Source organism: Adhaeribacter swui, from assembly GCF_014217805.1.
Taxonomy (GTDB): domain Bacteria; phylum Bacteroidota; class Bacteroidia; order Cytophagales; family Hymenobacteraceae; genus Adhaeribacter; species Adhaeribacter swui.
The window spans coordinates 5,102,729-5,116,422 of record NZ_CP055156.1; the positions used below are offsets into that span (position 1 = coordinate 5,102,729).

The 13,694-nt window shown below is 41.6% G+C and carries 12 protein-coding genes; 7 read left to right on the forward strand and 5 right to left on the reverse strand.

Features of this window, described 5'->3' with window-relative positions; translation table 11 throughout:
* Positions 1-32: 32 nt before the first annotated feature.
* Entirely contained in the window at positions 33-1,823 is a 1,791-nt protein-coding gene (locus HUW51_RS21160; protein ID WP_185271595.1) for a M1 family metallopeptidase, read from the reverse strand.
* Between the two features lie 342 nt (positions 1,824-2,165).
* On the opposite strand from HUW51_RS21160, the gene HUW51_RS21165 reads away from it, so the two are divergent.
* The 6 genes from HUW51_RS21165 to HUW51_RS21190 all read left to right on the forward strand — a co-directional run bounded on the left by HUW51_RS21165 (position 2,166) and on the right by HUW51_RS21190 (position 7,177).
* Positions 2,166-3,848 carry a L,D-transpeptidase family protein gene (locus HUW51_RS21165; RefSeq protein ID WP_185271596.1) on the forward strand — a complete coding sequence of 561 codons (1,683 nt, stop codon included), beginning with the start codon at positions 2,166-2,168 and terminating at the stop codon, positions 3,846-3,848.
* 281 nt (positions 3,849-4,129) lie between these two features.
* A complete protein-coding gene (locus HUW51_RS21170; RefSeq protein WP_185271597.1) occupies positions 4,130-4,501 on the forward strand; it encodes a hypothetical protein in 372 nt (123 codons plus the stop codon).
* A 28-nt stretch (positions 4,502-4,529) separates the two neighbouring features.
* Positions 4,530-4,688, forward strand: a complete 159-nt coding sequence (locus HUW51_RS21175) for a hypothetical protein (protein ID WP_185271598.1) — start codon at positions 4,530-4,532, stop codon at positions 4,686-4,688.
* Between the two features lie 207 nt (positions 4,689-4,895).
* Entirely contained in the window at positions 4,896-6,254 is a 1,359-nt protein-coding gene (xseA, locus tag HUW51_RS21180) for an exodeoxyribonuclease VII large subunit (protein ID WP_185271599.1), read from the forward strand.
* The gene (gene xseB, locus HUW51_RS21185; RefSeq protein WP_185271600.1) at positions 6,247-6,465 is read left to right on the forward strand and encodes an exodeoxyribonuclease VII small subunit; all 219 of its coding nucleotides are present in this window, start codon (positions 6,247-6,249) and stop codon (positions 6,463-6,465) included. Before xseA ends, xseB begins: the two co-directional genes overlap by 8 nt.
* A gap of 466 nt (positions 6,466-6,931) precedes the next feature.
* A complete protein-coding gene (locus tag HUW51_RS21190; protein ID WP_185271601.1) occupies positions 6,932-7,177 on the forward strand; it encodes a hypothetical protein in 246 nt (81 codons plus the stop codon).
* Positions 7,178-7,255: 78 nt separating this feature from the next.
* On the opposite strand, the gene HUW51_RS21195 is transcribed toward HUW51_RS21190, so the two are convergent.
* The 4 genes from HUW51_RS21195 to HUW51_RS21210 form a co-directional block, all read right to left on the reverse strand.
* Complete coding sequence (locus HUW51_RS21195; RefSeq protein ID WP_185271602.1) at positions 7,256-7,999, reverse strand: LytR/AlgR family response regulator transcription factor; 744 nt, start codon at positions 7,997-7,999, stop codon at positions 7,256-7,258.
* On the reverse strand, positions 7,996-9,039 hold the full coding sequence (locus HUW51_RS21200; RefSeq protein ID WP_228466803.1) for a sensor histidine kinase: 1,044 nt from the start codon (positions 9,037-9,039) through the stop codon (positions 7,996-7,998). Before HUW51_RS21200 ends, HUW51_RS21195 begins: the two co-directional genes overlap by 4 nt.
* Before the next feature lie 51 nt (positions 9,040-9,090).
* Entirely contained in the window at positions 9,091-9,945 is an 855-nt protein-coding gene (locus tag HUW51_RS21205) for a LiaF transmembrane domain-containing protein (protein ID WP_185271603.1), read from the reverse strand.
* A 220-nt stretch (positions 9,946-10,165) separates the two neighbouring features.
* Entirely contained in the window at positions 10,166-12,703 is a 2,538-nt protein-coding gene (locus tag HUW51_RS21210; RefSeq protein ID WP_185271604.1) for an Ig-like domain-containing protein, read from the reverse strand.
* A 459-nt stretch (positions 12,704-13,162) separates the two neighbouring features.
* Between HUW51_RS21210 and HUW51_RS21215 the strand changes: the two genes are divergently transcribed.
* Positions 13,163-13,690, forward strand: coding sequence for a DinB family protein (locus HUW51_RS21215; RefSeq protein ID WP_185271605.1), 528 nt, complete (start codon positions 13,163-13,165; stop codon positions 13,688-13,690).
* The last annotated feature ends 4 nt before the right edge of the window (positions 13,691-13,694 follow it).

Genomic DNA, 13,694 nt, shown 5'->3' on the forward strand with positions numbered 1-13,694 from the left:
ATTTTCCTTTTTAAAACAACTTATAAATTAATTTACTTATTCAGCAGTTTTTCTATTGATAGGCGGGTAACAGCGTGGTAATTAGCCCGCGATTTTTTAAAAATTTCCTGGGCTTTTTCGCCGTAATGTTTGTTAGCAGCAAGCTGCCGGTATAAAGGCAGAACAAACTTCCGGCGGCCTACCTGCTGTAAAAATTTTTCGAGTGCTGGCATTACGGGAGCGTACCGGGCTTTTAAGCCAGCTTCTAACCAAACTGCTAAAATCTCAGCGTTTCCGGATTGGGTAAATTCAAAAGCGTTATCCAGTAACTCCATGGCGGGAGCGTCTAAACGAGCTTCAATCAAATTTAAAAAATACAACCATTCCTGCGTGCTCCAACCCGCGGTATTTATTCCTGCTAAATTTTGGTTTTTATGCCAGTGCGCAGCCGCTTCTTCTACTTGTATAAAACGGGTTGACTTTACTTCTATGGCCGTTTCGGGTAAACCGGGATGATAAATCCAGTTTTCGGGTTTTACTAGCGTGGAGATAATTTCTTGTTCCGGGGCGAAAAACTCGTACAAAAACTCCAGGAAGTACTCGGTAGTATTCGATTGAAATTTAAAAATTTTAAAATACTCGTTTAAGAAAGCGTCAAAGCGGGAGCGGCCAACGGCATTTTCCAGGGTAAGCAAAAATAAATTACCTTTTTCGTAGGCAATCTCGGTTAATCCTTCGTCCGGGTCGCGGTTAAGTAAATTTAGTTTCAGGCAGGTATCCGGATTGCTAGGGCCTAATTCCTGGATGGTTTTTATTAGATCCTGGTAGCCAAGAACTTTTAACATATCGGCGTAGTCTGGCCCGTGCAAATACTCCATAATCCGGCGTTCAAAATACACGGTAAAGCCTTCGTTTAACCAAAAGTCGTTCCAGGTTGCATTGGTTACCAAATTACCCGACCAAGAATGCGCTAACTCATGCGCCACTAAACTGGTAAGCGAGCGATCGCCGGTAATAATGGTGGGAGTTACAAACGTTAAGCACGGATTCTCCATGCCCCCAAACGGAAAACTGGGCGGCAATACCAGCAAATCGTACCGGCCCCAAGGATAGTTGCCGTACAAATCTTCGGCCGATTCTAACATCTGCTCCATTTCTTTAAACTCGTAAGCTGCGGCGTTTAATACTTCTGGTTCGGCATAAACGCCGGTGCGCGTTCCCAGGGCAGCAAATTGCAAACGACCTACCGCCAGCGCCATTAAATACGATGGAATGGCAAACGGCATGGTAAAATGATATTCACCGGTCCCGTTGGTTTCCTGCGGATTTTCGGCACTCATTAAAGCTAAATAGCCCGCCGGCACTTGAATGTGCGCCTCGTACGTGAACCGCACAGCCGGCGAATCCTGACAGGGCAGCCAAGTACGGGCCAAAATAGCTTGCGATTGGGTAAATAAAAATGGAAACTTACCGCCGGCAGTTTGCTCCAGTTCCAGCCATTGTAAAGCGGCCGCCGCGGGAGTAGTTTGGTAAATAACAGTTATTTCGTGGGCAGTTGGGGTTAATTCTATTGCTAAAGTTTGACCCAGGTAAGGTTGGGGCGCACTTAATGTAAAATGAGCCGGCTCGTCTTGCACCAGCACCTGCTGAATGACTAAATCTTTTACATCCAGAATAATCTGGTTGGCCCCAGGCTGTTGCTGGATGCGGTACTTAGCCTGACCGGTTAATTGCTTATTTATAAAATCTACATGTAACTGCAGTTGCAAGTGCGTTACCACGGCTTGTTGCGGCTTTGCAAAACTATGGGTATCAGCTATAATCAGGTTTTTATTTAGGTGCATCGCAGAAAAAATTCAAGGGAATTTTGATTTTAACTATACTGGTTTAGTCTCAGTTTAGGCACAATTTAGCTTTAATTGTGGGTACCTAAAAAAGTAAAAATTTAAAAAAATTATTGTTTTAAGTACGGATTTACGGGTAAATAAAGTAAAAACTTAAAAAATAAAAAGCTTATGCTGGTAAAGCGCCGGGATAGTTGCGATAACATTTTTTGCCATTTACCAGTAAAAAATAGAAACCCTTACTTGTGTAGCAGGTAAGGGAATTTTAAAAAATTAGCTTGAGCAACCAGCAGTTGTTTGCGCTAAAAAAAGATTTTAGAGTATAGAACCCGATCCGAATTTATGTTTAACCAACGCAACTATTATCGTTACACTTACCTTGGTATTTTATTATTTTTCTTAATTCAGTTAACGGCTTGTAATAAAAATAAAACCAAAGACGGTAAAGAAGCCGCCAACGAGAAAACCAGTATAAAAACCGACAGCGCCTTTATTGAAAATTACCTGAAGCAAGAACCAAAACTTAAAAAACACCGGGCTACCACCATGTTGTTTTACCGCACCCGCGGGTACCGCTTAGGGTGGTTTAAAAATGATAAAATTGTGCCGCAGGCCAACACGTTTTTGCAGGTAATTAACAAAGCAACCCGCGAAGGTTTAAACCCCGAAGACTACAAAGTAAAAGATTTTAAAGCTTTGTTTGCCCAATACGAGGCCGCTAAACAAGACTCTGTTAAACATCGTTTGCAACAGGAAATAGACGTGGCTTTGTCGGCCGCTTACTTTAATTATGCTTCTGATTTTTATCGGGGCACCGTAAATCCGCGGGAACTGGATAATATTGAATGGAGTGTAAAAAGAAATAAAATTAAACTGCATAAAGCGCTACAAACCATTTTGCGCGAAAGAAGCAGCCGCTACCCGTATTATCAGTTTGAACCGCTACACGAAGAATACAACCAGTTACGCACGGCCTTGGCGCAATACCGCGAAATCCGGAAAAATGGGGGCTGGCCCAAAATTACTAACGTTAAAAGTAATTTACAGGTAGGGCAGAAGTCGCCGGCGGTTCCTTTGCTGCGCCAGCGTTTGTTGCCGGCCAATAAGATAAAACCTAACAATCCGGATTCGTTGGTTTATGATACCGAACTCGATAATGCCGTGAAAGATTTTCAGGAACGGCATGGTTTAAAGCCAGACGGCAAATTAAACAAAGAAACCTTGCGCATGATGAACGTGTCGCTCGATGACCGCATTGACCAGATTATCATTAATATGGAACGGTGGCGCTGGATTCCGAAACCCAAAGAAATGGAGCGTAAGCATATTTTCGTGAATATTCCGGAGTTTATGTTATACGCCAAAGATAAAGGCAAGTCCGTATTTCACATGCGCGTAATTGTGGGTAAAGTAATGAACTCTACGCCCATATTCAGCGATAAGCTAGAGTACATTGTTTTTTCGCCGTATTGGTACGTGCCGTTTTCTATTATCCAAAACGAGATGATGCCGCATTTACTCGCCGATCCAGGTTGGCTCGAAAGAATGGACATGGAAGTGGTGCAAGGCTCCGGTAAAAACGCCGTGCCTGTAGATCCGCATTCTATTGATTGGGGCTCCATTACTAAAGAAAATTTTAAATATATGATCCGCCAGCGGCCTGGCCCTAAAAACCCCTTGGGCGACGTAAAATTTATTTTCCCGAATGAGCACGAAGTGTATTTGCACCATACAGCCGCCGCCGAACTGTTTAACCAGACCCAGCGGGGCTTCAGCCACGGCTGTATCCGGGTAGAAAAACCAGTGCAGTTAGCGCAGTTTCTGCTCGAAGGCAAACTCCAATGGAACGAACAAACCATTGAAGAAGCCATGCACGCCGGCACCGAACAGTACGAAAACTTACCCGAAAAAATACCGGTGTACATTGTGTATTTTACCTCGTGGGTAGATGATAAAGGCCGGGTTCATTTCCGCGACGATATCTACGGGCACGATAAAGAATTAGAAAAAGAATATTTTAATTAATAGCGCTTTTGTTTTCCAGAACTGAATAAATTTTAAAAATTAAAATTCTACGGAAGGCAGCATTACCTGAATACTGCCTTCCGTAGAATTTTGGATTTATTAAGCTTTTGTTATTACCAGGCTGGTGATGCGATTTACAGAGAGAAATACGCGCTTAATTAATTTAAAACTGGGTTTTTACCGCTGTAAAGTAAGATTAGGTAACTTTTACTCCGCCGATAAGTAAAAAGAACAATTATTAATTATTGAACAGAAGCGTAAAAATTATTACCATAAAAGCTATGAAAAAGAAATTGTATGTATTTTTGCTGGCGTTGGCAACTACCGATATGGCGTGTCAGTCGAAAGATCACAAAACGCCGGCCGAAGGTTATGGTGCCGGTCAGATAGAAAATAACCAGGCCGATGCCCCTACGGATAACAGAAACACCAGCATGGAATCGCCGGTTGATATAAAGCCGGATAGTGGAGTCTCGAATATGGATAGTGCCGGAATGGCTAAAAAACCCGGCCAGAATAGTGCGCAGGATCAGGATGCTGCCCGGGCTACTTCCATAACTGAGAACAATGCTGGTAATTCCGAAACCCGGGGTACTGAAAATAATTCGCCGAGCCGCCAGATGCCGCAAACGAATAAACCGAATAACCAATAATACGATTATACATAACCCTTCATCTAACATGAAAAAATTTATTTATGCCGGCTTTTTAGCGCTTACTTTCCTTACCCTGCAATCCTGTGAAACGCAAAGCGATCGGGACAATGACCCCATGAAAGATGCCGCTCATAAGCGCAATAACCGGTCTGATTACGCCGAAGAAGCGCAGGCCTCGCACTAAAAAACGGTACATAAAAAGGATAGCTACTAAAAGCTATCCTTTTTTATTTCGGGTAATAAATATTTCATATATTACTAATACTACCGGCTTTAGATTGAGGCAAATGTTGCGAGGTAGCTAAAAAATTAGCGTTTTTAACTTAATGCTAATTTTTTTATCAATCTGGTTTCTGAATTGCCCGCCAATTTCGTTAGATTTGTTAATAGTATGCAAACCTCGGCTCCTTTAAAACTATCCCAGCTCAACCAGCTTATTCAGTACGCCATTGATGGGGTGTTCCGGGAGCAAACCTACGCCGTAATCGCCGAAACCTCGGGTATTAAAAACTACCGCGACAAACGCCAATGTTATCTTACTTTAGTCGAAAAAGCTGAGAACTCCCACGAAGTGCTGGCTTCTATTCAGGCTAAAATCTGGGGAAATTGTTACGCTACAATCCGCAACTTCGAAGAAACTACCGGCCAGGCATTTAAAGATAATATTGAAGTTTTATTTAAAGTCCGGATTCAGTACCACATCCATTATGGCTTAACGGTTTTAATTGAAGAGATTGATTGTAATTACACCATTGGCAAACTGGCTTTAACCCGCCAAGCGGTACTGCAAAAATTATTGGATCAAAATCCGGATGCGGTACAGTTAGTTAACGGCGAATTTATTACCCGCAACCGACAGCTAACTTTTCCGCCGGTTATTCAGCGGCTGGCGCTTATTTCTTCGGCCCAAGCCGATGGGTACAACGATTTTGTGCACGAACTTTATTTAAATAAATACCAGTATACGTTTCAGGTAGATGAATATTTTGCCCAGGTACAAGGCAACGAAGCGGCCAACCAAATTTGCCAGCAACTTATTAAAATTTACCAATCCGGTATAACCTACGATGCGGTGGTAATTGTGCGGGGTGGGGGTAGCCAACTGGATTTTAGCGCATTCGATTCGTATACGGTAGCCCGCGCGGTAGCCCGTTTCCCGATACCCGTTATAACCGGTATTGGCCACGAACGTAACGAATCTATTTGCGATTTAATGGCTTGTTTGCCTACTAAAACACCTACCAAGGCGGCGGCTACCATTGTGGCGCATAATCGCTCTTTTGAAGAAAACTTGCTGCAGTTGCAAAAAGTAGTAATATCTAAAACCAACGAACTATTAGGCGCCCAAAAATTAATTCTCCAGAATTTACACGCTAAAGTAATCCATAATACCCACCAATGTTTAAACCAGCAACAGCAAAAGCTGCGGCCTATTTCTGGCACGGTAATCCAGTTAATTAACCGGCTGGTAAGTAACCAACGTTTTAAACTGGAGAAAGTACTTTACCGTTTAACCTGCAGTTCGGAGTCGTACGTTAAATCGGAACAGCACAAAATAGCTAATCTGCGCAACACCATAAAATTACTTAGTCCAGAAAACGTGCTGAAGCGCGGCTATGCCATTATTTTCCGGGGCGATACCATTATTAAAAATGCGGCCGATGTGAAACCGGGCGACGAGATTACCACCATTTTCCAGGATTCCGAAATTATCAGCACCATTACCGAAACCCGATCAAGTTATGAATAACTTAAACAGCAATTTAACCTACCAACAAGCCTTAGAAGAACTGGAAACGATTGTGGAAGCTTTAGAAGACGAAACCATACCGGTAGATGAATTGGCCATTAAAGTAAAACGCGCCTCTGATTTAATCGAGTTCTGCCAGAATAAATTAACCGAGACCGACACAGAAGTAAAAAAAATCCTTACTTATTTAGAAGATAAAGCAAAAAAGTAGAAAAAAATTTAAATTTTTTAAATAATACACTTCTTTGAATTATTCTGTTTAACAAAATAACTTTTTGTATTATACCCGTTCCTGATTCCTATTTTTTCGACAAAACATAAATGTAAACAGCTTTAAATCAGTAATTTAGTAAATTAAAAACAAGCCTCTTCTTTTAAAAAGCTAATTTATTATTTTAATTTTCATTTTTTCAGATAATAGCTCTGTTTGAATATTACTATATCTACTATCTAAAACAGTATTTATCCTGATTTTTAAGGTATTGTGTTTAGGAACTTAAAAGCCGGTTTCATTGTGCTTGGGTTGTATAATTGGCTCATTTTCAATATTTTTAATTACATTATTGGTAAGAGAGTTAAAAATTTAAGGCTATGTAACAAAAATTTAATATTGGTAGTATTATACACAAAGTCAGAAGTAAGTAAAATTTAGGTAGATCTTTAAAAGGAACAGGAAAATGAAAGAAGTTAATCAAACAAAAAGTGCATCCACCGGGTGGATTAATACAGGAAAAGATTCTGCCGCTACTGCTGGTTCTAACCAGGTTAAAACTTCATCAGAGGAGAAAATTGTGAGCCGGGTAACTTTTGAACAAGATCCGTATGCTCAGGTAAGTTTTAATACTTATCAGGCTATTCTGGATAGCCGCAACCAAATGTTAGGATCGGTAAAGCCTAGCTTGTATAACTTCGACGCTGAATAATTTAAAATTATTTAAATTTATAAAACCACTGGTTCCTTAAGGGCCAGTGGTTTTTTTGTTTATGCTGCTTTTGGTTAATTATAATTCCAATACTGCTTTTAACTTGCTATACCCCGCCCGGCTCACCGGAATTTCGGCTCCTGACCGAAGTTTTGCGATGTAGGTGTCTTTCTGGTAAGGGTCTAAGCGGGTAATTTGCGCTATTTGCACCATGTAAGAACGGTGCACCCGCACAAATTGCTGCGCGTCCAACGACTTTTCGAAGTAGCTCATGGTGCGGTTTTTTAAAAAAGTACCATAGGCGGTGTGCAGGTTTACGTAGTCGTCATCGGCCGCTAAATACTGAATATCATCCACCGGAATAATATTAATTTTATGACCTAGTTTTACCACCACCCGGTCGTGCTTTTCCGACGATTGGGCCGCTGTTTCCAGTAAAGCGGTAGTTTTGGCTTTGGTGTCCGGGGCAGCGCCTTTTTGTTCCAACAATTTCTGAATGGCTTTATTAAACCGTTCCTGACTAAACGGTTTTAAAAGATAATCTACGGCGTGGGCTTCAAAAGCCTTTAAAGCGTATTGGTCGAAAGCCGTGGTGAAAATAACGGTTGGGGGTTCTTCTATTAACTCCAGCATTTCAAAACCATTAATTTTAGGCATTTGAATGTCCAGAAAAATTAAATCGGGTTGATGCTGCTGTACGGCTTTTACCCCTTCAAAACCATCATTACATTCCTGCATTACTTGTATTTGGGGATAGGCTTGCAAATATTCTAAAACCAAGGAGCGGGCCAATGGTTCATCGTCAATGATTAATGCTTTCATGCTAGTTGCGGAATAATTAAGGTGGTAGTAAATAGGTTGCCCTCCGTTTGGGTGGCAAATAAATCGTTGCGGGCAAAAAGTAAATAAAGCCGCCGCTGCACACTGCTTAAACCAAAACCGGTACCTTGCCGGGGGCGGGAAGTTTGCGGATCGTAAGGGTTCTGAACCGTTAATCGTAAATAGTTTTCAATACATTGCGCCTGCAAGCTAATCACTACGGTGCCTGTAGTGTCGTATAAACCAAATTTTATAGCATTTTCCACTAAAGGCTGTAATAACATAGGAGGGAGGCGCATTTCGGCACAGCCTGGTTCGGCGGTAATCTCGGTTTGTAACCGGTGGCCAAACCGCACTTTTTCAATGTCCAGGTATAGTTGCAAATGCGTCAGTTCTTCGGCCAGGCTTACCCATTGATCTTCTTCTTTTTTTAAAGTTCCGCGTAAAAAGTCGGATAACTGGTGAATCATGTGCCGGGCTTCGGCGGGGCGGGTGCCTACCAGGGCGCTGATGGAATTTAAACTATTAAATAAAAAATGCGGATTTAGTTGTTCCCGTAAATTTAATAACTCGGCTTCGCGGGCTAGTTTTTCGGCATGCGCCCGCCGGCGTTGGTGCGCTTTCTGGTCTTGCTGATTGTGCCAGATTATGGTGAGCATGGTAATCCAGCCCATGGTAAAAAAGCCAAAAATAAACCGGATAGGTAAAGACCGGATCAGAAATACCTGATAATTTTTTTCTTCTTCGTTGCTCAGCGTCAGGAATTCGTACGACAAGAAAAGCCACATTAAAGAAAACACAGTGCAGTAAGAAATTAAAAACCAATAACGGTCGGGCCGGGGACGGTAAAAGCGCAAAATATTAACTAATACAAACCCCAACAATAACAAGATTATTGTACTAATGCCGCTATCCGAAATTACCACATCTCCTTCCCACCCAAAGCTATTAAGCGCGTAGGCTTGCAGCAAAGCTAACATGAGCCAGCACACACTTAAGATTAGTAAAACCCGGGATTGAGTAAAAGGAGAGGAGAACTCCATAAGAGCAATTTTTTTAAAATTCTTATTTTGAAGCAATAAAAACCTGCTGCATTAGATGTAGCTGGCTATATCAATGCCTCCCATTAAGGCCACACCTTTCAGAACTAAAACTTTTTGGTTTGGCGTGTTAGTAGCAGGTATAATGTTTCGTTTATCGTCCAGGCCGCCCATAATGGCCGTAATTTCTGAAATTACCTGCCAATTTGAAGGAACAATCAGCTTACAGCCACCCATAATTAACGTTACATCCACAACTACCCGGCCATGGATATCGGCTTGCGAAAAGTTTAGTTCAGCACCTCCCATAAAAGCAGTAATATCGGCACCGGTAACATTTTTAGATAAAATATTGCGTTTGATACCGCCTAATACGGCAGTAATTTCTATAAACTCGCTGTTGTGTATGGCGGATGCGGTTGGTTCCGGGTTTGAATTGCCGTATACCTGGGGGTCGGGTTGCAGGGTAGTAACGGGTGGTTCCGCGGTTTGGTACGGAGTTGTAGCTGAGGTTGCATTGGTATGATTAAAAAATTGTTCCCGGCGTTCTTGCCAGCGCTGCCGGCGTTCTTCACGGCCTGGGAAAGAACGGTTCCGGTTTAAAATCATGAATAAACCTGCACCAATGATAAATAGAGGCCAGGCATAACGGGTAATTTGAAATACCGGATACATTTGATCCAATAAAAAAGCCATCCCTAAGCCAATTAATATTAGCCAGCCAAAATGCCGAAAGCCAGATTTAGCGCCATTTATTAAACCAACAACAATTAAAATCATGGGCCAGGAAAAAAGCCAGTGCGGCAAGGGGTAATTCATTTGGCGCAGTAAGAAAACAAAACCCACGGCCATTATGATTAATCCGGCAACAATTTTACCAGAGGAAGAACTTGTGTGCTGCATGCTCATAGCGTATTTTTTTATGAAAGATAATCAACTTTAGGCCGGCTTAACAATAGCAATAAGGCAACCAAGAACTAAATATCGGTAAAAAGTGGTGAATTGTCGGTGAAATGGATTTTGCGTTTTTTTAAAGCGGAAAATTTTAAATTTTTAAAAATTTTAATTTCTGAAACAAAAAAACGGCTACCGAGGCAGCCGTTTTTTTATTATCGTAAAAAGTAAAGTTTTACTTAACTACTACTTTGGTTTGGATGCTGCGGGTACCTCCGGCAGCTTGCAACAGATAAACACCCGCTCCTAATTGCTGTTTTAAAGTAATTTCGGTACTACCATTGCCTTGATCGTCGGTAATAATAGAAGAAGTATGTACTACCTGGCCCATCACATTTTGCAAAGTAAATATTACCGGTAACTGGGCTGCAAAATTCTTAACTTCTATGTTCATGTTATTGCCCGGATTAGGATTTGGAAACACGTTAATCTCTAAACTGGTTTGTTTTACCGAAATAGCATCGGCTTCGGTAATCGAGGCATCCGCTATAGCTGTACTGGCAGCACTGGTAGCCGGAATATTCGCTTTTAACAAAGTTATCCGGGGCTGGCCATCGCCATTGCTGTCGTAGTATTCAGAAATATACAAATTACCCGTTTTAACGTCTTCAATAATATCTAAGGGATTCGCAAACGGTCGACGTAAACCGGGTACTTTAATGCCTTCAGTAGCCGTAATTTTGCTTTTATTGGTAGCATCAGGGTCTAATATCATAATATCATCGCCGCCGCTAAACCGGCAAACCAACATTTTACCTTTTAGTTTACCATTAAAAGCGTTGCTCTTGTACTCTATAATACCATTCGGCGACTTATTTAAACCAAAACTATAAGCGTAGCCCCGGTAGTTAGGTTCTTTTGGCGTACCTACTTTGTATTCCGTTACTTCAGCCGGATCAACCCCGCTGGTAGGATTACCCCCGTTCATAATATACTCGTGCCGAAGCTGATTTGGATGACCATAATAACCGCCTTTTACCACCCGGAAAAGATAATCGCCCATGGTTTGGCGCACATCCGTTAAAGCTGGAACGGTAGCTCCGGTATAAGTAGTACCATTAGACCAAACCGAACCTTTTACCAAAGCCGGTATATTACCACCCGCCGCCGAGCCATTGGTAGGTACGTACAGTTCTTTATTAGAATGCCATACCAAGTCATACGCATTACGTACCCCAGTAGCAAAAATAGTTAAAGGCGCATTAGAGGCGTACGGGTTATAAGTACCACCTTCTTGCGTTTTAACGTTAACAGGCAAACCTTGCTGCTGCGCTTTGGTTAGGTCCAGACGTAAAATAGCCCCACTTAACAGCTTTTCCGGGCGGTTACCCCAAGCACCGTCCAGAGCTCCCATGGCCGTATTACTACCTTGCGGGAAATACAAAGCGCCATCCGGTCCAAAATCAATGCTGTTAGTTGAATGATCTTTGTAGGAGCGGGGAAGGTTAACCACGTAATCTACTACCTGCGGTTTAGAAGGAGTGTTCAGGTTAATGCGGGAAATTTTACCGGACCATTCTGCCGCGTTGGTAAATACCGGGGCAGAGTGGCTGATATAAGCCAATAAATTGGTGGCTGTGGCATTAGGGGCAAACCTAAAACCTATTAGTAAACGCTTAGCAGTACCAAAAGGCGAGATAGTAACCCGGTTAGCAATTGTACCATCTGATTTAATGTCCCAACGTTCAATTTTTCCGGCCGAGGTAGCAGCATACAACCGCCGGTCCGGACCAATAACCAAAGTAGTAAAGCCGGTAGTGCTAAAAGAATTGGTTATTAAGGTTTTTTCTGTGAAGGAAACATTACACAAATAGCCGCAATCCGGCGTAGTAGCCGTTGTTTTAAATTTAGAAGAAAACGGAATTAAAGCGTTGCCGTTATCATCTTTTACGCCATCGGTAATCTGAAACTCGTAATTAGTATTTGGCACCAAAGTAGCCGATAAAGTAACTGCGTCGCCGGCTGCCGTAGAGTTAACCGCTGTACCCGTAACCTGCACCTTGCCGGTAGAATAAACCTTAAACAGTTTAACCGTACTAGTGTTAACCGTTGAGGTTTTTATATAATTTCCACCGGGGTATTTTAAATCCACCGAAACAGATTGATCTAATGACACATTGGTAGCGCCATTAGCTGGGCGCACCGCGGTTACATAGGGGCGTACACTTGTTGTGCCGGTGTTAACGGTAAAGTTAATGGTTAATGAGGTTCCAGCCGTGCCGGAACCGGCTGCTCCCGAGTAAGGCGTACATTTCAATGTATAATTGCCGTTGGTGGGTATCCAAGGATTATAGTCGCCGCTAGCATCGCCAAATAACGCCAAAGGAACGTCTGTTTGCATTTGGTTATGTACCTGAGCGCCAGTTAAGGAAAAGTAAACGCTACCAACTTTAGCGGGGTAAGTATTTGCCCGGATATTTAAATTTTTAGTGGGTAGTTTAGCTAAGTAGAGTGTTGTACCATTCGTAAGTGTTTGAATAGGTTGGTCGGTATCGGCATTGATTAATGTAAAGCTAGTAACTTTTTCGCCGGCAAATGCAGTAGAAGCTGAAGGTTCTGATGTAGGGTTTTCGTTGTTTTTAACCTTGTTATAGGCAAACGCGGGTGGATTTACCTGAATGCCGATGATACAAGCAAAAAGTAGAATTACTTTCGACTTATTAATCATTCGCCATTTGAGGCTACCATGATTAATTGTAAAATTTTTTTTCATAAAATTAAAGTTGGAAAGAAAGGAATTAGTGGATTTTAAATAATAAGCTTACAGATTAGTATAATTTAAGATAAATATAATTCAATTTTTTAATAAATCTAGTGTAGATATTAAATATAATTTTGTTTTTTAACCGCAGTACCGAAGGCAATTAGGTTGGGCTTTATAGAAGTAGATTCCTTAGTACCGAATTATGTTACCCTACAAGAATAATAAAATAGTAGTGTTGGTTGATAGTAGAATAATGGGAGTAGCGGGAAATATACACCGCGAGTCTATTTAACATAATATAAATTATAAGACAAAAGTTAAATTCCTGAAATTATGTTCGCGGACCATCCAACAATTTACTTTTTAAATTTTTTAAAATTTAGGTTTGCTAGGTTAAACATAAATATTAAAATATCCGCCAGTATATCAGGAACAATAACTAAACTTAAACAGAAAAAATAAATGGTAATGGAAAATAATCAATTAGAAGTTTGGCTACGTGGCCCGCTACCCGGAATACCGGATTTGTTACAACCCGTAGCGCATGCGTTGTTACAGGCCCGTGAAGAAGTTAATGCATTAACCCAAAACTTTCCGGATGCATTACTTTGGCAGAAATTAAGCAACTTAGCTACGGTTGGTTTTCACTTACAACATTTATCGGGTGTGTTGGATCGGTTATTTACTTATGCCCGTGGCGAATCCTTAGATGCTGCTCAAATAAAAGCCCTCTCGGATGAAAGTAATCCGGATCCGGCAATTTTTACTTTATCTTATTTAACGGAAAAATTTAACCAACAAGTTGATTTTGCCTTGGCCCAACTACGCACCACCGACAGCAGCAAACTAACCGAAGTACGCTTTGTGGGGCGAGCCAAAATACCCTCTACCATGTTGGGTTTATTGGTTCATGCCGCGGAACATACCCAAAGGCATGTAGGCCAGTTATTAGTTACTAGTCGGTTATTAAAAGACAGGTCAGCAACTTTAATTTAACCCC

Excerpts from the sequence above, each read along its gene's own strand:
- HUW51_RS21170 (WP_185271597.1), top strand. The coding sequence starts at position 4,130 with ATGAAAAAGAAATTGTATGTATTTTTGCTGGCGTTGGCAACTACCGAT.
- HUW51_RS21200 (WP_228466803.1), bottom strand. The coding sequence starts at position 9,039 with ATGGAGTTCTCCTCTCCTTTTACTCAATCCCGGGTTTTACTAATCTTA.
- HUW51_RS21175 (WP_185271598.1), top strand. The coding sequence starts at position 4,530 with ATGAAAAAATTTATTTATGCCGGCTTTTTAGCGCTTACTTTCCTTACC.
- HUW51_RS21160 (WP_185271595.1), bottom strand. The coding sequence starts at position 1,823 with ATGCACCTAAATAAAAACCTGATTATAGCTGATACCCATAGTTTTGCA.
- HUW51_RS21210 (WP_185271604.1), bottom strand. The coding sequence starts at position 12,703 with ATGAAAAAAAATTTTACAATTAATCATGGTAGCCTCAAATGGCGAATG.
- HUW51_RS21190 (WP_185271601.1), top strand. The coding sequence starts at position 6,932 with ATGAAAGAAGTTAATCAAACAAAAAGTGCATCCACCGGGTGGATTAAT.
- xseB (WP_185271600.1), top strand. The coding sequence starts at position 6,247 with ATGAATAACTTAAACAGCAATTTAACCTACCAACAAGCCTTAGAAGAA.
- xseA (WP_185271599.1), top strand. The coding sequence starts at position 4,896 with ATGCAAACCTCGGCTCCTTTAAAACTATCCCAGCTCAACCAGCTTATT.
- HUW51_RS21215 (WP_185271605.1), top strand. The coding sequence starts at position 13,163 with ATGGAAAATAATCAATTAGAAGTTTGGCTACGTGGCCCGCTACCCGGA.
- HUW51_RS21205 (WP_185271603.1), bottom strand. The coding sequence starts at position 9,945 with ATGAGCATGCAGCACACAAGTTCTTCCTCTGGTAAAATTGTTGCCGGA.
- HUW51_RS21195 (WP_185271602.1), bottom strand. The coding sequence starts at position 7,999 with ATGAAAGCATTAATCATTGACGATGAACCATTGGCCCGCTCCTTGGTT.
- HUW51_RS21165 (WP_185271596.1), top strand. The coding sequence starts at position 2,166 with ATGTTTAACCAACGCAACTATTATCGTTACACTTACCTTGGTATTTTA.